General features: G+C 71.7%; 14 protein-coding genes and 1 pseudogene. 11 read left to right on the top strand and 4 right to left on the bottom strand.

Translation table 11 applies throughout. From position 1 onward, the window contains the following. Both FE633_RS42465 and FE633_RS42470 read right to left on the bottom strand, forming a co-directional pair. Positions 1-1,130 (bottom strand): serine/threonine-protein kinase (locus FE633_RS42465; RefSeq protein ID WP_138050520.1); only part of this gene is annotated, 1,130 nt, incomplete at its 3' end. A gap of 234 nt (positions 1,131-1,364) precedes the next feature. Further along, entirely contained in the window at positions 1,365-3,026 is a 1,662-nt protein-coding gene (locus FE633_RS42470; protein ID WP_138050521.1) for a serine/threonine-protein kinase, read from the bottom strand. Positions 3,027-3,420: 394 nt separating this feature from the next. Here FE633_RS42470 and FE633_RS42475 point away from each other — a divergent pair, with 394 nt between their 5' ends. The 7 genes from FE633_RS42475 to FE633_RS42505 all read left to right on the top strand — a co-directional run bounded on the left by FE633_RS42475 (position 3,421) and on the right by FE633_RS42505 (position 16,501). Then, positions 3,421-7,578, top strand: a complete 4,158-nt coding sequence (locus FE633_RS42475) for an FHA domain-containing protein (protein WP_138050522.1) — start codon at positions 3,421-3,423, stop codon at positions 7,576-7,578. A gap of 188 nt (positions 7,579-7,766) precedes the next feature. Next, positions 7,767-9,164: an ABC transporter substrate-binding protein gene (locus FE633_RS42480; RefSeq protein WP_138050523.1), complete on the top strand. Its 1,398-nt coding sequence runs from the start codon at positions 7,767-7,769 to the stop codon at positions 9,162-9,164. Between the two features lie 81 nt (positions 9,165-9,245). Beyond that, positions 9,246-10,526: a carbohydrate ABC transporter permease gene (locus tag FE633_RS42485; RefSeq protein ID WP_425473310.1), complete on the top strand. Its 1,281-nt coding sequence runs from the start codon at positions 9,246-9,248 to the stop codon at positions 10,524-10,526. A 35-nt stretch (positions 10,527-10,561) separates the two neighbouring features. Beyond that, positions 10,562-11,452 (top strand): carbohydrate ABC transporter permease, encoded by an 891-nt coding sequence (locus tag FE633_RS42490; RefSeq protein ID WP_138050534.1) that lies wholly within the window; start codon positions 10,562-10,564, stop codon positions 11,450-11,452. A 148-nt stretch (positions 11,453-11,600) separates the two neighbouring features. Further along, on the top strand, positions 11,601-13,907 hold the full coding sequence (locus tag FE633_RS42495) for a bifunctional glycosyltransferase/CDP-glycerol:glycerophosphate glycerophosphotransferase (protein WP_138050525.1): 2,307 nt from the start codon (positions 11,601-11,603) through the stop codon (positions 13,905-13,907). A gap of 74 nt (positions 13,908-13,981) precedes the next feature. Next, positions 13,982-14,953, top strand: a complete 972-nt coding sequence (locus FE633_RS42500; protein ID WP_138050526.1) for a class I SAM-dependent methyltransferase — start codon at positions 13,982-13,984, stop codon at positions 14,951-14,953. Positions 14,954-15,223: 270 nt separating this feature from the next. Further along, positions 15,224-16,501, top strand: a complete 1,278-nt coding sequence (locus FE633_RS42505) for a hypothetical protein (RefSeq protein WP_138050535.1) — start codon at positions 15,224-15,226, stop codon at positions 16,499-16,501. A 31-nt stretch (positions 16,502-16,532) separates the two neighbouring features. Here the strand turns inward: FE633_RS42505 and FE633_RS42510 are convergent, their stop codons facing one another. Next, entirely contained in the window at positions 16,533-16,946 is a 414-nt protein-coding gene (locus FE633_RS42510; RefSeq protein WP_119104847.1) for an organic hydroperoxide resistance protein, read from the bottom strand. A gap of 156 nt (positions 16,947-17,102) precedes the next feature. On the opposite strand from FE633_RS42510, the gene FE633_RS42515 reads away from it, so the two are divergent. From FE633_RS42515 to FE633_RS42530, 4 genes and pseudogenes are all read left to right on the top strand, one after another. Further along, positions 17,103-17,624, top strand: a complete 522-nt coding sequence (locus tag FE633_RS42515; RefSeq protein ID WP_138050527.1) for a MarR family winged helix-turn-helix transcriptional regulator — start codon at positions 17,103-17,105, stop codon at positions 17,622-17,624. A gap of 178 nt (positions 17,625-17,802) precedes the next feature. Further along, a complete protein-coding gene (locus FE633_RS42520) occupies positions 17,803-19,449 on the top strand; it encodes a glycosyltransferase family 2 protein (RefSeq protein WP_138050536.1) in 1,647 nt (548 codons plus the stop codon). Between the two features lie 124 nt (positions 19,450-19,573). Beyond that, the gene (galE, locus tag FE633_RS42525) at positions 19,574-20,560 is read left to right on the top strand and encodes a UDP-glucose 4-epimerase GalE (protein WP_138050528.1); all 987 of its coding nucleotides are present in this window, start codon (positions 19,574-19,576) and stop codon (positions 20,558-20,560) included. A gap of 52 nt (positions 20,561-20,612) precedes the next feature. Then, positions 20,613-21,467, top strand: a pseudogene (locus FE633_RS42530) (ADP-ribosylglycohydrolase family protein); the annotation flags it as partial. Between the two features lie 52 nt (positions 21,468-21,519). Here the strand turns inward: FE633_RS42530 and FE633_RS42535 are convergent. Next, positions 21,520-21,741: a hypothetical protein gene (locus FE633_RS42535; RefSeq protein ID WP_119104851.1), complete on the bottom strand. Its 222-nt coding sequence runs from the start codon at positions 21,739-21,741 to the stop codon at positions 21,520-21,522. Positions 21,742-21,816: the final 75 nt, after the last annotated feature.

Below are 21,816 nucleotides of genomic sequence, written 5' to 3' on the forward strand. Positions count from 1 at the left end.
ATGGCACGGTGCCGGGCCGAGCCCGGCCGCGGTGCGCCGGAGGCACGCGGCGCGCGGGCCGTGCCGCGAGCGCCGCCGGCCAGCTCGTCCGGTGCCGGGACGCGCATGCTCGTGTGCGTGTCCCGGTTCGAGTCGGGCGCAGCCCCCCGCACCAGCGGCACGGCCCCCCGCCTCACCCGCCCACGCTCACGCTCGCTCTCACCCGGAGCGCCCGAAACCCCCGCAGCCTCCGACTCCGGCGGCGACGCCGCCTCGTACGCCGCCTCCGACTCCGACTCCGGCTCGTCCACATCCAGCGGCGGCATCCCCGCCAGCACCGGCAGCTGCTCCCGCAAGCGCGCCCCCAGCTCGGACGCCCGCAACCGCGACGCCGGCGCCTTGGCCAGACACTGCACGATCAGCTGCCACAGCTCCTCGGGGATGCCAGGAAGCGGAACCACCGTCTCCGTGACATGCCGACGCAGCACCGCCCCCGGATGACCGCCACCGAACGGCGTGAAGCCCGCCAGCAGCTCGTACAGCACGGTCGCGAGCGCGTAGATGTCGACGGCGGCCCGAGGAGGCAGCCCTTCGATGATCTCGGGCGCCAAGTAGTCCGGCGTACCGATGATCTTCGTCGCCCGAGTCCGCCGCGGCGAGTCGATGAGCTTCGCCACTCCGAAGTCCGTCAGCAGCGCCGGATGCGCCCCGCCGGGCCCGAGCGGACCCTGCATGTCCAGCAGCACGTTCTCGGGCTTCACATCCCTGTGGACGACACCCGCCGCGTGCGCGGCCGCGAGTCCGTCCGCGACATCGGCGACGATCGCGACCGCGGCCTCGGGGGCCATCCGCCGCTCACGGTCGAGCCGCGTCCGCAGATCGGTACCGCGTACGAGGTCCATGACCAGCGCGAGGTCGTTGCCGTCGACGACGAGGTCGCGCACGCCGACGACGTGCGGATGGTCGAGACCCAGCAACGCCGTACGCTCCTGCACGAAACGCCCGACGAGCTCCTGGTCGGACGCGAGGTCCTCACGCAACAGCTTGATGGCGACGGGCCCTTCCGGCCCCTCGCCCAGCCACACCGTGCCGGCGCTGCCCCGCCCCAGAATCTGGTGCGCGGTGTACCGGCTGCCGATCTTCCGTGCCAAGACTGCTCCTACGGACGCGTGTTGTCGCTAAAGCTACGCGCCCGCAGACCCAAGCTTCACTCCGGAGACAGAAATCACCCGCCAGGTGTCGACAAATCCCCAGAACCGCACTGCGGTTCTGGGGATTTGACGGAGCGAGATCGAGCGAGAAGGAACAAGGGAGAGCAAGCCGGGACAAGCCGGGAGCAAGCGGGTGTAAGCGGGAGCAAGCGGCGGCAAGGAAGAGTAAACGGACTACAGGCCGAGCCTGGACCCGGAACCCGAGCCCTCACCCAGCTTCCCGATCCACCCGGACACCGTGCTGAACCAGTCCGACAGCTGGTCCCAGTACCCCTTGGTCGTTCCGATCCACTCCTGAAGTGGGCTGAACTCCCAGATCAGCCACCCGGCCACGAACAGTATGACGATCGTGAACAGGCATCCCTTGAGGCACCCCAGCCCGGGGATCTTCATCGGGTTGGCGCTGCGCTGCCGCGGCTCGCGCGGCGGCCTGGGCTCGCGAGGCGGACGCGAGGAGGGCTGCTGGGGCTGCGGCGGCGGAGCGTACCGCTGCGGCTGCTGGGGCTGCTGCGGCTGAGGCGCGTACTGCTGAGGCTGGGGCCGCTGCGGAGCCCGCTGTCGCGGCTGCTGCTGCGGCTGCTGCGGCCGCGCGACCTGCCGCTGCGGACGCCGCCGCAGCGGATCCTCGTTCGGGTCGAGATACGACTGGACCTGCGTCTGCTCATTGCGGTCGCGGGCCGCGCGCAGCTGGTTCTGCCAGGGGTGCGGGTCCTCCGGCCCCCCGGGCGGCGGCTGCTGCGGCGGCTGCTGCGGCATCACCGAGGTGGGATCGGAGGCACCACGGCGAGGCAGTACGGAGGTGGGTTCGGCGTCACCGGTGTGCGGCAGGACACTGGTCGCGCCGTTCGGGTCGTACGAACCGGCGCCGTGCGGCAGCACCTGCGTGGGGTCGGCGGCACCGGCATCGCCGGGGACGGCGGCGGGCGCCGGGTCCGGTACGAGCAGCGCGCCCACGCCCTCGGCGGCGGCGATCTGCGCGGCGCTCGCGTGCACGCCGACGCCCTCGGCGACCGTACGGAGGCCGCGCGCGAGGTTCTCGGCGCTGGGCCGTTCGTCCGGGTTCTTGCGCAGGCAGCGCTCGATGACCGTCCACAGGGGGTCGGGGATCGTGGAGGGACGGCGCGGTTCGGCGCTGAGGTGCTGGTGGAGCACCTCCAGGGCAGAGCCGCCGCCGAAGGGCGGACGGCCGGTGACCAGCTCGTACATCATGATTCCGGCGCCGTAGACGTCGACGGCGGAGGTCTGCGGGCGGCCCTCGGCGGACTCGGGTGCGATGTACGCGGGCGTGCCGACGAACTCGTGGGTGCGGGTCAGGCCGGGAGAGTCGGCGAGCCGGGCGATACCGAAGTCCGTCAGCATCGGGTGCATCTGGCCGCCGTCCTGCTTGAGCAGGACGTTCGCGGGCTTCAGGTCGCGGTGCACGACGCCGTCGGTGTGGCTGGCGGCGAGCGCGTCGGCGACCTGGGCGGTGAGGAGGGCGGCGGCGACGGGCGAGAAGGGCCCATTCTCCCGCAGGTACCGGTGCAGGTCAGGGCCTTCGACCAGGTCCATGACGAGCGCTAGAAGGTCGCCTTCGACGACGAGGTCGCGCACCCGGACGATGTTCGGGTGCGTGAGGCGGAGCAGGACGGACCGCTCGCGCAGGAACCGCATCACGACGTCCGCGTCGTTGGCGAGCTCTTCCTTGAGGACCTTGATCGCCACGGTCTCGCCGGGCTGGCCGGGCACAGCCGCTTCGGCCCCCGCGGTCTCCCTCTGGCGGGCCCGCCAGACGGTGCCTGTGGCGCCGCGCCCCAGCGGCTCCTCAAGGAGGTACTTGCTCCCTACCGGCCGCACGTCATGCGCTCCCTGCTGCTTGCTTGGCTGGTCTCCACCGTTGCTACGGGTGTTCCGACCCACTGTAGTGCCGCCGAACCTGGCACCGGGCTTTCGCCGTCCTGTGGATTACGTGGGACGTTCACGTCCGTTTCAGGCAAAGACGCTCACCCCCGGTCGGTTGGTTGCCGGACCTCGACGTGACCGATCTCAACCGGGCACCGGTCAGGCACTTTTGCGGGCAGAGCCGACCAATCAAGATCACTTGCCGGTGGGTGAGGGGCGGGTTGTCAGTGGCAGGTGCGAGGATGCCTCCAGTACTGGCCGACGTGCCCGACTGAGGTGGGGGGTCTGCGGTGGGGATCGCAGCGCAGCCTCGTCGCGGGCGCCCGCGCAGAAGGGACCGCTGACGGCGATGCAGATCCGGCTGACCGTCGTAGACCCGCTGGGGACGCGCCCCGAGGGGCGCGCCGCGTCCTGCGACGTGCTGGTGACGGCGCCCGCCGGGACCGCGCTCGCCGCGGTGGCCTCCGGACTCGTCTCGGCGATCGGGGGCGAGGGGCCCGGTGTGCTGTACGCGGGAGCGGAGCGGCTCGACGCGCAGCGCTGCACGCTCGGTGAGCCGCCGCTGATCGACGGCGCCGTGCTGTCCGTCGGCTCCCCGGCGGAGCCCGGCCCCGAGGTCGACGCGGCCGCGGCCCGGCTCCATGTCGTCACCGGGCCCGACGCGGGCGGCGTCCACCTGCTGCACGGCGGCCGTATCGACATCGGCCGCTCCGCCGACGCCGACGTTCCCCTGGACGACCCGGACGTCTCTCGCCTCCACTGCGCCGTGACCGTCGCCGCGGACGGCCGGGTGTCCGTCGCGGACCTCGGCTCCACGAACGGCACGACGCTGGACGGCGCGCGGGTGCGCGAGCACCCGGTGCGCTTGGCTCCGGGGGCGCTGCTGCGCGTCGGCGAGTCGACGCTGCGACTCACGCGCGCGGGGGACGCGACGGCCATACGGGAGACGGCGGCGGACGGGGAGGGGCATGTACGGGTGCTGCCGCATGCCCGCGAGGGGAGCGGTGGGGGCGGCCCGGCCTCCTTAAGGGCACCCGGGGAGGCGTCCCGCACCCCTGGCACTCCCGCCTCTCCCGCTTCTCCCGCTTCTCCCGCTTCTCCCGCTTCTCCCGCTTCTCCCGCTTCTCCTGCCTCGTCCGCCTCTTCACCGCCCGGCACCACTCACCACGGCTACGGCACGGCGGGGTGGGGAGCCGCGGAAGACAGCACGCCCGGGACACATGGGCACGGCTCCGTGGAACCGCCCGTGGTACCCGGCCAGGGCGGGGCGCCCGAGATCGAGAGCACCGGGACGGGCGCTACGGACCGGATGGACGGGGGCACCAGGAAGGACACCCCGACCAGGGGCACGACAGCGCCGCGACTGCCGCGCAGGCGCGGCGGGCTCTCGGCCTGGGCCCGGCGGCTCGCGGGCGCCCGCGGCGAGCAGTCCGGGGCGACGGAGTCCGAGAGCCACGACGCGAGGGGCGAGGGGGCCGAGCACGAGGCGCCGTTCACCGAGCCCCTCGCGGCGGCCGCACGGGAGCCGGAGCGGTGGCCCGACCCGGCCGCGCTCCTGCTGGCCGCGCTCGGACCGGGCCCGCGGCTGTGGGAGCGAGCTCCTGGGCACCCGGAGACGCTCACCGTGCGGCTCGGTACGGCGGACCGCAGTGCGCCCGACGGGACGGGACTGCTGCCCGCGGTGCCGGTGACCGCGGGATTGCGGGAGGTCGGAGCGCTGGGTCTGGCCGGGCCGCGGCCCCGTCTCTCCGGGCTCGCCCGCGCCGTGGTGGCGCAGCTCGCCGCGCTGCACTCTCCCGACGGGCTGGAGATCGTTCTGATCAGCACGGACCGCTCGCGCTCCGTGGAGGAGCGCATCGCCGAGTGGTCCTGGCTCGGCTGGCTCCCGCACCTGCGCCCCGCCCACGGCCAGGACTGCCGCCTCCTCCTCGCCTACGACCGCGAACAGGCCGCGGCCCGCACGGAGGAACTGGTCCGCCGGCTGGAGGACCACCTGACCGATGCGGGCCGTCGGACCACCGGGCGGGCCTCATACCCCGGGACCACGACGGCAGGGCGCGAGCCCCGCCCCGGCGCCACCTCACCGGACACCACCGGCGCCGACGCGACGAGTACCGGCCCGGAGACATCCGCCCACGCGGGCACCGACTCCGCAGCGCCCACCGACCAGGCCACCGGCCCGGCCCAGCACACAGGTGACCACCGCGGCGACGAAAACAGCGACAGCGCGAACCACCGCCCCCGGCGGACCGCCGACAACGCCCACCCGGGACACCCGTCGGACGACCGCGACCGGGCCCGCTCCGCAGCACCCACCGGCCCGACCCGGCACGCCAATGGCCGGCATGCTCACGGCGACGGAGACGGCGACGGCACGGGCCACCTGTCCGCTACGACCACCGCCGGTGCGCAACGCAGCGGCGAGCAGCGCGACTACATCGACAACGGCCACGGCAAGGGCAACGGCAACGGCAACGGCGGCAACGCCACAAACGATCTACCTGGCGCCCCCGCCGACCATGGCGGCCACGCCGACAACGACCGCCCGGGGCACCCGTCGGACGACCACGACGGGCCAAGTTCCGGTGGGCCCGCCGAAGGCGCCCACCCGAGCCACCACAACTCGGGCGAGCTCGACCATGCCGACGGCCACGGGTCCCGGGTGTATGCCGCCGGCCACGACAGCTCCTCCTCCACCCACCTGGGAATCTCGATCGGCAGCGTGTCGGCCGAGGGCGAACTCGCTGCGGGCAGCCCCGCTGCTCGTGGGCGGGATCGCCGGCCTTCCTGGGCGCGGGACGACGAGCCGGGCGAGACCGAGTGGACGGGCCCGTTCACCGTGGTCGTGGTGGACGGGGATCCCGGGCCCGCCACGGTGCGGGAGGCCGTGTCGCGGCTGGCGGTCGAGGGGCCGCGGGCCGGGATTCACGTCGTGTGTCTCGCCGAGACGGCCGCCGCGTCGCCCGCCTCACCGGTGACGGAGACGTACGAGGCGGCCTGCGCGGCATCGTCGGCGTTCCGGGACTGCGGGGCCGTCGCTCTGCTCAGCGGGGATGTGGCCACGGCGCTGCGGCTGATGCGAGTGGCACGGACGGCGCGCGTGACGCGGGACGGTCCCACTGGCCCCACCGGCCCAGCCGGCCCCGTCGGTCACGGCACCGTGGCCACCCTCGACGCGGTGTCCATGGCCTGGGCCGAGCGGTTCGCGCGGGCGCTGGCTCCCCTGCGCACGGACGGCTTGCCCGGTGAGGGGCACGCGCGTGTGTCCGCGCCGCTGCCTCAAGCGGCGCGGCTGCTCGACGAGTTGGGCCTGGCGCGCGCCACACCGGCCTCGCTGATGGCCCGCTGGGCGGACGCGGCCGACGACACACAGGTGCTCGGCGGGCGCGCGGTCGCCGTGCTCGGTGCCGGGCCGCGCGGGCCCGCCTGCGTGGACCTCGCGGGCGAGGGGCCGCATCTGCTGATCGAAGGGCCCTCGGGCAGCGGGCGTACGGAGCTGCTGCGCTCCGTCGCCGCGTCGCTCGCCGCCGCGGAGCGACCCGACCGGCTGGGGATCGTGCTCGTCGACGGGCGGGACAGCACCGGAGGCGGCGCCGCCGCGCGCGGGGACGGGCTGCGGGTCTGCACCGACCTGCCCCATGTCACCACGCACCTCGCGGCCCACGACCCGGTTCTTATGCGGGAGTTCGCCCAGTCCCTCGCCGCCGAGCTGAAGCGCCGCACCGAGCTCCTCGGCCGCCTCGACTTCGCCGAATGGCACACACGGCAGCAGCTGTCCGGCAGCCTCGTGGGACAGCGCTCGGCGAAGGCTTCGAACGGCTCGAAGGGGGCGAAGGGCGCGAAGGGTTCCGCCGCTGACAGCGCCACCTCTGCCCCCGGCGCCGCCGACCTCGACGCGCCCCCGAGCGCCACCCTCCGCCTGCGCCCCGCCGCCGAGCGGAAGCGGACGGCGGACGCGGGGCCGCCGCTCCCCAGGCTCGTCGTGGTCGTCGACGATCTGGACGCGTTGCTCTCCCCCGCGCTGGGCTCGCCGGGACGCCCGGCCGCCGGATCCGTCGTACGGGCGCTGGAGGCCGTGGCGCGGGACGGTGAGCGGCTCGGGGTGCATCTGGTCGCCGCCACCGCGGGCGGAGCCCGTACGGCCGATACGGAGCTGGCCCGGCGGGCCACGCTGCGGGTCGTGCTCGAAGCGCCCTCGTCCGGCCCCGAGGAGCCCGCGCCCGGCCGTGGACGCCTCACCCGCACCGGTCACGGTGCCGATGCCGCCGCCCGCGCCCAGGGCCCGGCAACTCCCTTCCAGGGAGGCCGAGTCACGGGTCGTATCCCGCGTACGGCCACCGTGCGTCCCACGGTCGTCCCCCTGGAATGGGACCGCATGGGCGACCCGCCCACCCGCCGTCCCGTACGCGAACTGGGCAACGGGCCGACGGACCTCGCTCTCCTCGCCAGCGCCCTGGAGCGAGCCGCCCGCTCCGTGTCGGCCACGGAGGTGCCGTCACTGCTCTGAGGGCCCGTTCCGCGCAAGTCGCGTGTTCCTGGCGCATCCTGACGCGGCTTCAGCATGACTCCACGTCACGACGCGGTCACGATCACCCCCTTGACAGCGCAGGCGCTCTTGCCGCCGCCAACCCGTGGGGCGTACACCAAGAGCGCACGGGACAGCGCTCGTACGTTCGACGAAGAACGGGGCAAGTCATGCGCAGCACATTTCGTATACGTAGGCCGCACGGGAAAAGCAGGGCCGCGAAGGCCGCGGCCGCCGTCGTCGCGGGGGCGATGGCGCTCACGCTCACCGCATGCGGCGGCGACGGCGATGGCGACAGCAAAGACAACAAGGGAAGCGACGGCGGCGCGACCAGCAAGGCCCCCACCGTTCAACTCCCCAAGCTCGACGGTCAGAAACTGGAGGTCGCGGCCGTCTGGACCGGCCCCGAGCAGGAAAACTTCACCAAGGTGCTGGACGAGTTCGAGAAACGCACCGGCGCCGAGGTCAGCTTCGTGCCGACCGGCAACAACACCTCCACTTTCCTGGGCACGAAGATCCAGGGCGGCAAGCCGCCGAACGTGGCGTTCCTGCCGCAGGTCGGCGTGTTACACCAGTTCGCCGAAAAGGGCTGGGTCAAGCCGCTGAGCAGCGAGGCGCAGGCGCAGCTCGACAAGAACTTCTCGGCGGGCTGGAAGGACCTGGGCGCCTACAAGGGCAAGCAGTACGGCGTGTACGCGAAGGCCGCCAACAAGTCCCTGGTCTGGTACAACACCGCGGCCTTCGAGGCCGCGGGGATCACCGAGGAACCGAAGACCTGGGACGATTTCGTCCAGACGGCTCAGACGCTGTCCGACGCCGGTTCACCCGCGGTGTCCGTCGGCGGCGCGGACGGCTGGACCCTCACCGACTGGTTCGAGAACATCTACCTCTCGCAGGCGGGTCCGGAGAAGTACGACCAGCTGGCCGCGCACAAGATCAAGTGGACGGACCCCTCCGTCAAGGAAGCCCTGACCACCCTCGCCGGGCTGTGGGGCAAGGACGAACTTCTCGCCGGCGGCACCAAGGGCGCGCTGCAGGCGGAGTTCCCGAAGTCCGTCACGCAGACGTTCACCGGCGACACCCCGGCCGCGATGGTCTTCGAGGGCGACTTCGTCGCGGCGAACATCAACGCCGACACGAAGGCCAAGATCGGCACGGACGCCAAGGTCTTCCCCTTCCCGGCGGTCGGTGACAAATCGCCGGTGGTCAGCGGCGGTGACGCGGCCGTGGCCCTGAAGGACGACAAGGGCTCGCAGGCCCTGCTGGCCTTCCTCGCCTCGACCGACGCGGCCGAGATCTGGGCGGCGCAGGGTGGCTTCATCTCCCCCAACAAGGAGATGGACCTCAAGACGTACAAGGACGACGTGGCCCGGGACATCGCCAAGGCGCTGCTCGCCGCGGGCGACGACTTCCGCTTCGACATGTCCGACCAGGCCCCGGCGGCGTTCGGCGGCACACAGGGCCAGGGCGAGTGGAAGGGGCTGCAGGACTTCCTGAAGAACCCCTCGGACGTCGCGGGCGCGCAGAAGGCGCTCGAGACCTCCGCGGCCGCCGCCTACAAGGACTGACGGCAGGCCATGTCGTCGCAGGCGGCAAGGGCGGGGGGCCCGGCCGGTCCGGTGCCCCCCGCCGGAAAACGTAAGAGCGTGATGGGTACCCGGCCCTGGGTGGCAGGCCTTTTCCTGCTGCCCGCGCTGGTGCTGCTCGGTGCGCTCGTGGTCTACCCGATCGGGTACTCGGCGTGGCGGAGCCTGTACGACGCGGACGGCTCCGGTTTCGTCGGCCTGGAGAACTACGGCGAGGTCTTCACCAACGACGCCACCCTCACCGCCGTCAAGAACACCGCGATCTGGGTGGCGGTCGCGCCGGCCCTGGTCACGGCGCTCGGCCTGATCTTCGCCGTGCTGACCGAACGGGTGCGGTGGGGCACGGCGTTCAAGCTGATCGTCTTCATGCCGATGGCGATCTCGATGCTGGCGGCGGGCATCATCTTCCGTCTGGTGTACGAGCAGAACCCGGACCAGGGTGTGGCCAACGCCGTGGTGGTGGGGGTCCACGACACCTTCGCCGACTCGTCCGTCTATCCGGGCGCCCGCCCCTCCCAGGTGAGTGACCTCAAGGCGTCCGGAGGCGGCGCCTTCACCTCGAAGGGCACGGTCAGCGCGGGCACCCCCGCGTCGCTGCCGCTGGTCGGCATCGCGCCGAACAAGCTGCCCGGCGATCCGGCGGACGCCAAGGCGCCGACGGCCGAGGCCGGCCGCGTCTCCGGCACCGTGTGGCTGGACTTCAAGCTGGGCGGCGGCGGTGAGAAGGGCGCCGTCGACGCGGGCGAGAAGGCCTTGAAGGGCATCAAGGTCGAGGCCGTACGGGACGGAAAGGTGGTCGCGAGCGCGTCCACCGGGGCGGACGGCACATTCACGCTCCCGAAGTCCGCCGACGGTGCCCAGCTCCGGCTGCCCGCCGCCAACTTCGCGGCGCCGTACGACGGCATCGAGTGGCTCGGCCCGGCCCTCGTGACACCGGCCATCATCGGCGCGTACGCCTGGATGTGGGCGGGCTTCGCCATGGTGCTGATCGCGGCGGGTCTGGCGGGTGTGGACCGCAACCTGCTGGAGGCGGCGCGCGTGGACGGGGCCAACGAATGGCAGGTGTTCAGAAGGGTCACCGTCCCCCTCCTCGCGCCCGTCCTGGTCGTCGTCCTCGTCACGTTGATGATCAACGTGATGAAGATCTTCGACCTGGTCTACATCATCGCGCCGCAGCCCACTCAGGACGACGCCAACGTGCTCGCCCTGATGATGTACAACGCGTCGTTCGGCGGCGGCGGCAACTTCGGTCTGGGCAGCGCGCTCGGCATCATCCTGCTGCTGCTCGTCCTGCCGGTGATGTTCGTCAACATCCGCCGACTGCGAAGGGAGCGTCAGCGGTGAGCGCACCCTCCGTACCTTCTTCCGTACCTCCTTCCCTGCCCGCGAAAGAGACACCGTCTCCGGCCGGACCGCCGGAGCGCTCGATCGCCGCCCGGATCTCCAGCGGCGCGGCAGGCGGAGTGCTGCGGGTCTTCCTGATCCTGGTCGCGCTGCTCTGGGTGACGCCGACGGTGGGGCTGCTCGCGTCGTCGTTCCGCGATCCGACCGACATCGCGGCCAGCGGCTGGTGGGAGGTCTTCAGCAAACCGGCCCAGCTCACCACCGAGAGCTATGCGTCGCTGTTCGAGAACGACGACGTCACCAGCGCGCTGGTCAACACCGTGTGGATCACCGTCCCGGCCACCCTGCTCGTCGTGCTCATCGGGGCCATGGCCGGGTACGCGTTCGCCTGGATGGACTTCAAGGGCCGCGACTGGTGGTTCGTGCTGGTGGTGGCGCTGCTGGTGGTACCGGTGCAGGTGGCTCTGATCCCGCTGTCCGAGCTGTTCGGCACGCTCGGGATCTTCGGCGACATCATCGGTGTCGTGCTCTTCCACGTGGGCTTCGGCCTGCCGTTCGCGATCTTCCTCCTGCGGAACTTCTTCGCGGAGATTCCCCGGGAACTCCTGGAGGCGGCGCGACTGGACGGGGCGGGCGAGACCCGGCTGTTCGCCACGGTGATCCTGCCGCTCGGCGCGCCGGCCATCGCCTCGCTCGGCATCTTCCAGTTCCTGTGGGTGTGGAACGACATGCTGGTGGCCCTGGTGTTCTCGGACTCGCAGTCGCAGCCGCTGACCGTCGCACTGCAGGCGCAGACACGGCAGTTCGGCGGCAACATCGAGATCCTGGCGCCCGGTGCCTTCATCTCCATGGTGATCCCGCTGGCCGTGTTCTTCGCCTTCCAGCGGCAGTTCGTGTCCGGCGTGATGGCGGGGGCGGTGAAGTAGCAGTTCAGGAGCATCAGTTGAGGGGCGGGCCGGTACCGGCCCGCCCCTCGCCGCTCTCCGGGCGTCCCCCGTATGCCACAACTGGCGTAACCACATCACTCCTTCGGCCGTTCCGGGCTGTATGCCCGCGCCGCCCGAAGGATGCCCCTTGCCCCGCTTCAGTGTCATCGTCCCCGCATACAAGGTGCAGGCATACCTGCACGCATGTCTGTCGTCCGTCCTCGAACAGTCCTTCACCGACCTCGAGTTGATCGCGGTCGACGACTGTTCACCGGACGCGTGCGGCACGATCATCGACGAGTTCGCGGCCCGCGACCCGCGCGTACGGCCCGTGCACCTCAACGAGAACATGGGTCTCGGACGGGCCCGCAACGCCGGGATGGAGCGCGCGACCGGCGACTATCTGATCTTCCTGGACGGCGACGACGAGCTCACCCCGCACGCGCTGCGGGCGATCGCCGGCCGGCTGGCGGCGACCGAGGATCCGGACGTCCTGGTCTACGACCACGCGCGCACGTTCTGGTCCGGTGAGACCGTACGCGACGTCCGGGCCACGCAGCTCACCGAACAGGGCAAGCAGCCATTCCGGCTCGACGACCGGCCGGGGCTGCTCAAGATCCGCACGGTGGGATGGAACAAGGCGTACCGCCGGGAGTTCATCAAGCGGGAGGGTTTCACTTTCCCTTCCGGTCACTATCCGGACACCGCCTGGACGTACCCAGTTCTGATGGCCTCCGAGACCATCGCGACGCTCGACCGCGTCTGCGTCCACAACCGCCAACGACGCCAGGGGAGCATGCCCGGCGCGGAGAGCCGCGCGCGCCTCGACATCTTCTACCAGTACGACCGCCTCTTCACCCATCTCGACGACCATCCCGAACTGGCGCACTGGCGCCCGGCCCTGTTCCGCCGCATGGTCGGCCATCTCTCGGCCGTGTCCCGAGGACCCGGCCGGCTGTCGCACGACGACCGGCCCGAGTTCCTGATCAAGTCCCGTGCCCACTACGGCCGCTACCACGTGCCGGGCGGCGTCCCGGCCCCGTCGCGCGAGTGGCTGCGGCACCTGCTCGTTCGCCTGGGCAGCCACCACGCCTATCGCACACTGTGGGTGGCGGACCGGGTGCGGAGAGGGACGGCGGCGCTCGGTACGGCACTTTTCCGTGGTGTCCGGACCGCCACGCTCCGGCTGCACTACCGGGTCCAGCGCCTGCTGCCCGTACGCGCCGACCGCGCCGTGTTCTCCAGCCACGGCGGACGCGAGTACGGCTGCAACCCGGGCGCGCTGGAGGACGCCTTCCGGACCCACGCGCCGGGCATCCGCACCGCCTGGATCGCGGCGCCCGAGCACCACCACACGGTCCCGACCTCGACGCGCAAGCTCCGGCCGGACACCGCCGCGTACTGGACGGCGCTCGCCCGCTCCAGGTACCTGGTCGGCAACGTCCCCTTCGACCGCCGACTGGTCAAGCGCCGCAGGCAGATCATGGTCCAGACGCAGCACGGCACCCCGCTCACACACATGGGCCTGGACCTCCGGGAGCACCCGGCGGCGGCACACGACACGGACTTCGCCGAGCTGCTGCGCGGCGCCGACCAGTGGGACTACTGCCTGTCCGGCAACCGCCACTCCACGCTCGTCTGGGAGCGCGCCTTCCCGTCCGACTACACGACGCTCGAGTTCGGCAATCCGCGCAACGACGTGTTCCAGCGGGCGACTTCGGTCGATGTGGCCCGGCTGCGCGAGACCCTCGGCATCCCCGAGGGCAAGATCGCCGTCCTGTACGCGCCGGCCCACCGCGCCTACCGCCGCCCCCAGCGGAGCACGCTCGACCTGGAGCGGGTGCTGCGCCGACTCGGCCCGCGCTTCGTGCTGCTGACACGCACGCGGCCCACGTACGGGCCCCCGCTCACCCCCCAGAGCGCCGGCCGGCTGATCGATGTGTCGGAGCATCCGAGCATCGAGACGCTCTGCCTCGCCTCGGACGTGCTGCTCACCGACTACTCGTCGCTGATGTTCGACTACGCCGGCCTCGACCGGCCGATCGTGATCCACGCGGCCGACCGGGAGACGTACGAGGCGGCACACGGCACCTACATCGACCTGCACACGTTCCCGCCGGGCGCCATCGCGCGCAACGAGGACGAGCTGATCGACATCTTCGCGACCGGCCACTGGCAGGGTTCGCGCTCCGCGCAGCTGAGGGCCGCGTTCCGGGAGCGCTTCTGCCCGTATGACGACGGGCGGGCCGCGGAGCGTGTCGTACGCCATGTCGTGCTCGGTGAAACCGCCGGGCTGCCGACCGTGGTGCCGCTCGACGAGCGCCATCCGGTGCCGTCGGCTGCGGACAGCCCGCCCCGGCCACTCGGCTCCTCGTCCACCGAGGATCCGGTCACCTTACTGCTCGCCTCCGCCTCGTCATCCGGCGTTCCTTTCCCCACGGTTGACGGTTTCTGAACCCGCCCAAGCCCCACAACCCCCCACGCACGCACGCGCAGGAAATCCATTAGTCCCCGTTTTACGGAGTACTCATGACCGCCACCACCGAACTGCCCCGTCCCAAGGCCCTGTCGGAGGTCAAGGGCTGGTTCCGTCCTGTCGACCAGCAGTTGTTCGACTGGTTCCTGTCCCGGCAGCTCGATCACCAGCAGCCCGGCAATCTGCTCGAACTCGGCGCCTACATGGGCAAGAGCGCCATTTTCATGGCCTCCTACCTGCGCGAGGAGGAAGCCTTCACGGTGTGCGACCTCTTCGACTCGCCCGCCGAGGACGCCGCCAACGACAAAGAGATGAACAAGTCGTACTCGACGCTGACCCGGCGGGCCTTCGAGGCCAACTACTCGGCGTTCCACGACAAGTTGCCCGAGGTCATACAGGCGCCGTCCTCGGCGGTCGTCGACCGGGTCGAGAAGGACAGCTGCCGCTTCGCGCACATCGACGCCTCGCATCTGTACGAGCACGTGCACGGGGACATCGAGGCGGTGCGCGACATCCTGCTGCCGGACGGCGTGGTGGTGCTCGACGACTACCGCGCCGAGCACTGCCCGGGCGTCGCCTGCGCCACCTGGGGGGCGGTGGCCACCCTCGGACTGCGCCCCATCGGTGTGACGGGCACCAAGTTCTACGGCACCTGGGGTGACCCGGAGCCGCTCCGCGACGCGCTGCTCGAGTGGCTGTCGGGTCGTACCGACATGTGGCACGAGGTCCAGCAGGTCGCGGGCTACGGGATGATCCGTATCGACGGCAAGAAGGCGACCGAGCCCGCGCAGCCCGTGTCCCGGCACGCCAAGGCTCCGACGCCGACCGTCGGCGCCTCGACCGCGCCGGCGTCGGCGGCGGCCGCGCGGTCCCAGCGCCCGGAATCCTCGCGGCCCGTGCCGGCCCGGTCCGCCACGGTCAGTCCCGCGGCGCGGCGGAGCAGCCGCACCAGGCGGATCGCCAAGGATCTGCTGCCGCCGATCGTCACGCGGGCGCTGGTCAAGCGCCGTCGCGCGAGGGGCTGAGGCCTCTCCCGGCGGGGCGGCCCCGGGCTCGCCCCGCCGGGTGCGGCGGGCAGCACACAGTGATCCACCAGGAGCACCGGGCAGGGGTGACCGGAGCGGCGCCTTCGGCGTGGCGCCCCCTACGCCGGCGACGCGGGGCGTCTACTTCCATCCGCACGCGTAAGGAGCTGACCTCGAAGTGCCCCGCTTCAGCATCGTCGCCCCCGACTTCAAGGTGCAGGGCCCGACGGCCGGCGCGCCCGGTTCGTGAGGGTCGCCGTGCGTCGTGTCCTGAGGCCGCGTACCTGGGTCCTGGTACTGGCCGCCGTCTTCGCCCTCCTCCAGCTCGCCAACGTCAACGGCCGCGACACCCCCGACACCAAGAACTACCTCTCGTACGCCCTTGACCTGCGCGGCGACGGAAAGCGCGAGGCGGCGGCCGCCACCATCGACTACGTCTGCGCGGGCCGGGCCGACATCGCGCACCGCAGGCAGAACGTGGACGTCGCGCGTTTCCACGCGCCCAGTCCGGACCAGCGGGTCACCGAGGAGTGCCGGGCCGAGCTGTGGCGGGAGGTGGACAGGCGGCTGCGGGCCGGCGAGACGAGCGGCCACACCGGGCCGTTCGCGTCCGAGCGGTTCCGGCGGATCTTCGAGGCGCGGCCCGGGTATCCCGCCCTGTTGATGCCCTTCGTCGCGGCGTTCGGGGTGACCTGGGGCATCTGGCTGTCGAGCGTCCTCGCGGCCGGGGCGGGAGGCGTACTGGCCTTCCTGATCCTGCGCACGCTGGGCGCACCACCGGCTGTCGCACTCACGGGTCAGGCTCTGTTCTACGTCCTGCCGTGCGGTACGACCGCCATGCGTCCGATGTCCGAGGGGCTGCTGCTGGCCCTCACGCTGGCGGCGCTGTGGGGTTGTGCGCTGGCGGTCGGGGGCCGGGTGCGGGCCGGGGGCGCGCTGGTCGGCGGGGCGCTCGTGCTGCTGTTCACGGTGAAGCACTCGCAGGCGCTGTTCCTGGGGTTGTGTCTGGCGGCGGCGTGTGCGGTGACGGCCGTGCGGCGCAAGGGGTCCGACCGCGCCGCTCCACAGGTGATCGGGTGGGTGGCGGCCGCCGCGGCTCTCGCCACCGTGCTGGTGGCCGAGCTGCTGCACTACCCGTCCACCACCGAGAGCCTCCAGGACCTGCTCACCGAGCACTACACCCGGCCCGACCGCGCCCGCCCCTGGCCGGAGTTCTGGCAGCTGGAGGGCAACTTCTGGGTGGAGTGGCTGCGTCGGCAGTCGCGGCAGCCGCTGTTCGTCGCGGCGCTGGCCGCGGGCGCGTGGGGTGTGCTGCGGCAGCGTCCGGCCTTCGCGGGGTTCCTGCTCGCGGCGGCCTTCAGCGGTGTCCTCAACCAGGCCGGGCACCCTGACCCCCACATCGGCGACCGGCTGCTCGTGCTGGCGTGGCTGCTGCCGGTGGTGGGGCTGCCGCTGCTGCTGGAACCGGTGATCGGCGCGCGGGGCCCGGCGGCCGACGTACGGCTGCCGGGCCCGCTGTGGAAGGGCACGCCCGCCACGCGTGGGTGACGACCGGGGTTGTTCGTGGCCGAAGATCGGGTTACTCGACGACGAGCTCGACCGGGATGTTGCCGCGGGTGGCGTTGGAGTAGGGGCAGACCTGGTGGGCCTGGTCGACCAGCTTGCGGCCGGTCTCGGCGTCGACGGACTCCGGCAGCTCTACACGCAGCGTGACCTTGAGGGCGAAGCCCTCACCCTGCTTGCCTATGCCGACCTCGGCGGTCACCGCCGCGTCGCTGACGTCGACCTTCGCCTGGCGGCCGACGAGCCCGAGGGCGCTGGCGAAGCAGGCGGAGTAGCCGGCGGCGAAGAGCTGCTCCGGGTTCGTGCCCTGACCGTTGCCACCGAGCTCCTGAGGCATGGCCAGCTCCAGGTCGAGGCGGCCGTCGCTGCTGTAGGCCCGGCCCTCGCGGCCGTGGGTGGCGGTGGCGACAGCGGTGTAGAGCGCGTCCATGGGAACCGTCCCTCTCATCATTGATCAAGGATCAAGGTCGTATCGGAAGACCAAGGTCGTATCGGTGGGCCTGGTGGGCGCCGCCGTACGACCATGATTAGAGCACACAATTCAATTGTGCACAACTAAATGGCCCACCGGAGCTATCCTGGACGCATGACCACGACGACGCCACCGGACCCTGCCCTCCGTGACTCCCTCCGCGACGAGGACTTCCTCCGCCTCGACCGGCAGATCTGCTTCTCCCTGAACGCCGCGTCGCGCGCCTTCGGCGGCGTGTACCGCGTCGTCCTGAAGGACCTGGGACTCACCTACCCCCAGTACCTGGTCATGCTCGTGCTCTGGGAGCAGGGCGAACTGCCCGTGAAGCGGGTGGGCGAGTTTCTGCGGCTCGACTCCGGGACACTGTCGCCGCTGCTCAAGCGACTGGAGGCGGCGGGGTACGTACGGCGTGAGCGAAGCGCCCGGGACGAGCGGTCGGTCGTCGTCCGGCTCACGGACGAGGGCGGCGCGCTGCGCGAACGGGCGCTCGCCGTGCCGCGCCGCATCGCCGCCGCGACGGGCTTCGACCTGGACGAGATCCGCGACCTGCGGGCGCGGCTCGACAAGCTCACGACGGCACTGGACGAGGCGGCCCTGGACGAGACCGCGCTCAACGGGGCGGCACCGGAGGCGTGACGCCAGACGGCGACTGACGGGGTTCCGCCCCGAATGACGGGGGATCCGCCCCGAGATCCATCAAGAGGCAACGGAACCGCGACACAATTCCCTCCATCTTCCACACGGGACACTAAGTACCACTTAACGGTAAATCGCCCCAACACCTACCATTAGTCCCGTGGAAGCCAGGGAAGCCATGCATCCTCACCAGTCACAGGTCTGCGTCGTGGTCATCGGGTACGACGACGCGGAACACGTGACGGACGCGGTGCGCTCGGCCCTCGCCCAGGGTCCCGCGGTCCGCGAGGTGATCGCCGTCGACGACTGCTCGACGGACGGCAGTGCGGACCTGCTCGACCGCCTCGCGCTCGACGAACCACGCCTGAAGGTCATACGCCGCAAGGTCAACAGCGGCGGCTGCGGCAGCCCGCGCAACGACGGGACAGCCGCCGCCACGGCCCCGTATCTGATGTTCCTGGACAGCGACGACCTACTGCCGCCCGGCGCCGTGAGCGCACTGCTCGACGCGGCCGTCGGGCGCGACACCGAGGTCGCGGCGGGCCTGTGCATACGCCGCGAACTGCCGTCGGGCCGCGAGGTGCCCTGGCAGCCCGAGCTGTACGGGAAGCCCCGGCTGATCCCCCACCCCTCGCGGCGCACCCGTCTGGTCCACGACACACTCTGCGTCAACAAGCTGTACCGCACCGCCTTTCTGCGCGAGCACGGCATCCGCTTTCCCGAAGGGCACTTCCCCTACGAGGACTTCGTCTTCACCGCGCGCGTACTCGCCGCCGGTCCGCGCATGGCTCTGATACCCGACACCGTGTACGTCTGGCACGTGCGCCGGTCCGCCCAACGGCTGTCGATCTCACTCGACCGTGTCGGCACGGACAACTGGCAGGCCAGGATCACGGCCCACAGCATGGCGTACGACATCCTCCTCGACGCCGGCGGGAAGCGGCTCGCGCGGGCGGCGCGCGCCAACTTCCTCGACCACGCGCTGCGGATGTACGCGCGCGAACTCGATCAGCGCGGGCCCGAGTACCAGCGCGAGTGGTGGGCCCTCACGCGCGCGTACCTCGCCACTTTCGACGCGGGCGACTTCGCGCTCGCCCCCGCGCCCGGACGGGTGATCGCGCAGGTCGTCATGGCCTCGGAGGAGCCGCGCGACCTGGACCGCGTCAAGGGGGTCGCGGCGCGCCCGGCGCAGCTGCGGCCGCCGTACCCGCAGGCCGCCGACGGTACGCCGGTCTGGTCCGCCGACCTGCCTCAAGTGACCCTGGATCACCTCCTGTTCCGGCCTGTGCACGTCCTCCCCGTGGCCGTCGACGCGGAACTGCGGCCCCGCGCGCGTGCCACCCGGCTCCGGCTGCGCCTGCACGAGCTGTACGGGCGCATGGCGGACGCGGGGCCGGACCGCGTGGACGTCGAGTTCGTGAACCGTCAGGACGGCCGGCCGGGGCTCCGCCTCACGGCCGCGTTCCTGCCGGACGACGACTCCGAGACCGACTCCGAGACCGACTCCCGGACCGGCCCGGAGGCCGTCTCCCGTCCCCGCTCCTGGTCGGCCGAGGTGCCGGTCGACCTCGTGGCCCTCGGTGACGGCACCTGGGACCTGAGGCTGTGCGTGCGCTTCCACGACGGCACGAGCCGCGAGACCACGGCGCACGCGGTCGCGGGGCCGGGCCTGCTGCGTCGCACCGCCGTGCCGAGCGGCCGTCGCGGCGTGCTGCTCGTCCAGCCTTACGCGACCCACGCGGGCTCGCTGGCACTGCGGCTCGCGCCCGGTTGGCGAGGAATGGCCGCTGTGGCACGACGTCGACTGAAACGCCTGTTCCACTGAAACGCCTGCTTCACTGCTGCACCGCATCACTGCTTCACTGCTTCACTGAAAGCGCCTGCTTCACTGATACGTGACCACTGGCATCCGTGTCCGACGATCACCGACAACGAGGGGACGCCCGTACATGACCTGGCTGATCACTGGCGGCGCCGGCTACATCGGGGCGCACGTCGTCCGTGCGATGACCGAGGCGGGCGAACAGGCCGTGGTGTACGACGACTTGTCCACCGGGATCGCCGAGCGCGTCCCCGAGGGGGTGCCGCTGGTCGTCGGCTCGACCCTGGACGCGGAGCGCGTGGCCCGCACGCTCACGGACCACTCCGTCACCGGAGTCGTCCACCTCGCGGCGAAGAAGCAGGTGGGCGAGTCGATGGAGCTGCCACTGCACTACTACCGGGAGAACGTCGAGGGCCTGCGGGTGCTGCTGCAGGCCGTCACGACCGCAGCCGTGCCATCGTTCGTGTTCTCGTCCTCCGCGGCGGTGTACGGCATGCCGGATGTCGACCTGGTGACCGAGGAGACGCCCTGCGTCCCCATGAACCCGTACGGCGAGACCAAGCTCGCGGGCGAGTGGCTGGTCCGGGCGACAGGCCGCGCACACGGCCTCTCGACGGCCTCCCTGCGGTACTTCAACGTGGCGGGCGCGGCGGCGCCCGAGCTGGCCGACACAGGGGTCTTCAACCTCGTACCGATGGTCTTCGAGAAGCTGACCGAGGGCGCGCCCCCGCGGATCTTCGGCGACGACTACCCGACGCCGGACGGCACGTGCGTCCGCGACTACATCCACGTGGTCGACCTCGCCGAGGCCCATGTGGCCGCGGCCCGCCGTCTGGCCTCCTCCCCCGGCACGGACCTGACCCTCAACATCGGCCGTGGGGAAGGCGTCTCGGTCCGCGAAATGATCGACCGGATCAACCGGATCACGGGCTACGACCTGCCCCCGGAGGTCACCCCCCGCCGCCCGGGCGACCCGGCACGGGTCGTGGCCTCGGCGGACCGCATCGCCACCGAGCTGGCCTGGAAGGCGAAGTACGACGTCGCCGACATGATCACCTCGGCATGGGAGGGCTGGGTACGACGACACCCGGAGGCGCCCCGGGGTGGCCGCTAGGCGTAGGGGCCCCTGCGAGCGGTCAGCCTCGTAGACAGACGTCAGCCTCGTAGGCTGGCGCGGGGCGTTCGCGGCGCGGTTTCCGTCGCCGGGCGCCGACGGCGAGATGTGCGGTGGCGGTGGCTGGGACCCGGGCGAGGCCACCGACGACACGCAGATGGCCGTGCTGGTCGGGGAGTCGCTGCTGGAGTGCGACGGGCTCGAACTCCCGGATGTCTTCCGGCGGTTCCAGCGCTGGGCGGCCGCCGAGCCCAAGGACATCGGCCTGCAGACCGAGGCCGTGCTGAGCGGCGGAGATCCCTGGGACCTCGCCGCCGCACTGCACTTCCAGACCAGCGGGCGAGCGGCGGGGAACGGGGCGTTGATGCGGGCGAGCACGTCCGCGGTGTACTTCGCGGGCGACGGCACCGGTGCCGACCCTCTGGAGGCGTTGCCGGGCTCCCTGAACCTCGTCCATCCGGTTCACCGAGCTCGGTACGCGACCGTGCTGACGGCGGACTGGCATCCCGATCGGGCCACAGCCGGGGGCCTGGGGGTGTCCCCCAGAAAAAACAGCAATGGGGCCGTGTGGCCGTGTCTCGGTTCGGCCGTGTGGGCGTTGCGGAGCACGTGCTCGTACGAGGACGCCGTGCGGGCCGCGGTCGATCTGGGCGGGGACACCGACACCGTGGCGGCCGTCACGGGCGGGCTCGCCGGGGCCGTGTACGGCGTGGAGGGCATACCGGGGCGGTGGGTCGAACCGCTGCACGTACCGCTGCCGGGGTTCGACGAGCGGACGCTACGGGCGCCGGAACTGGTGGAACTGGCCGAGCGGCTGTCCTGGGGCGGGCGGGCACCCGAGGTGCCGGGAGCTTCGGGAAGGCCGAAGGCTCCGGGGGCGGGAGCGCCGCGCTCGCCGCGGGTATGAGGCAGTTCTCGCGCCGCGGCAAGCGCTCATCACGCGCCCTTGAAAGGCGTTGTCAGAGTTTGTCCATGCGGGTGTAGGGGCTGACGATTCGGGCCTGGCGGGAGCCGAAGTCGACGAGCATCGCGACGCCGTCCTCGACGCCGATGATCCTGCCCAGGCCGAACTGGTCGTGCGAAACCCGGTCCCCCAGGGCGAAGTGCTTCGCGACGGGGGCGACCGGAGCTTTGAAGGGACTGGTGGACAGATGGCGCCGGGGCGCTGAAGGCTTCGTCATCGTCAGACCAGTATGCGCCCCCGGGAGCCCGAGGTGTGAGGGACGGATGACAACGATCCGATGCCCGAGCGACAA

It is taken from the genome of Streptomyces montanus (genome assembly GCF_005786655.1).
GTDB classification, from domain to species: domain Bacteria; phylum Actinomycetota; class Actinomycetes; order Streptomycetales; family Streptomycetaceae; genus Streptomyces; species Streptomyces sporangiiformans.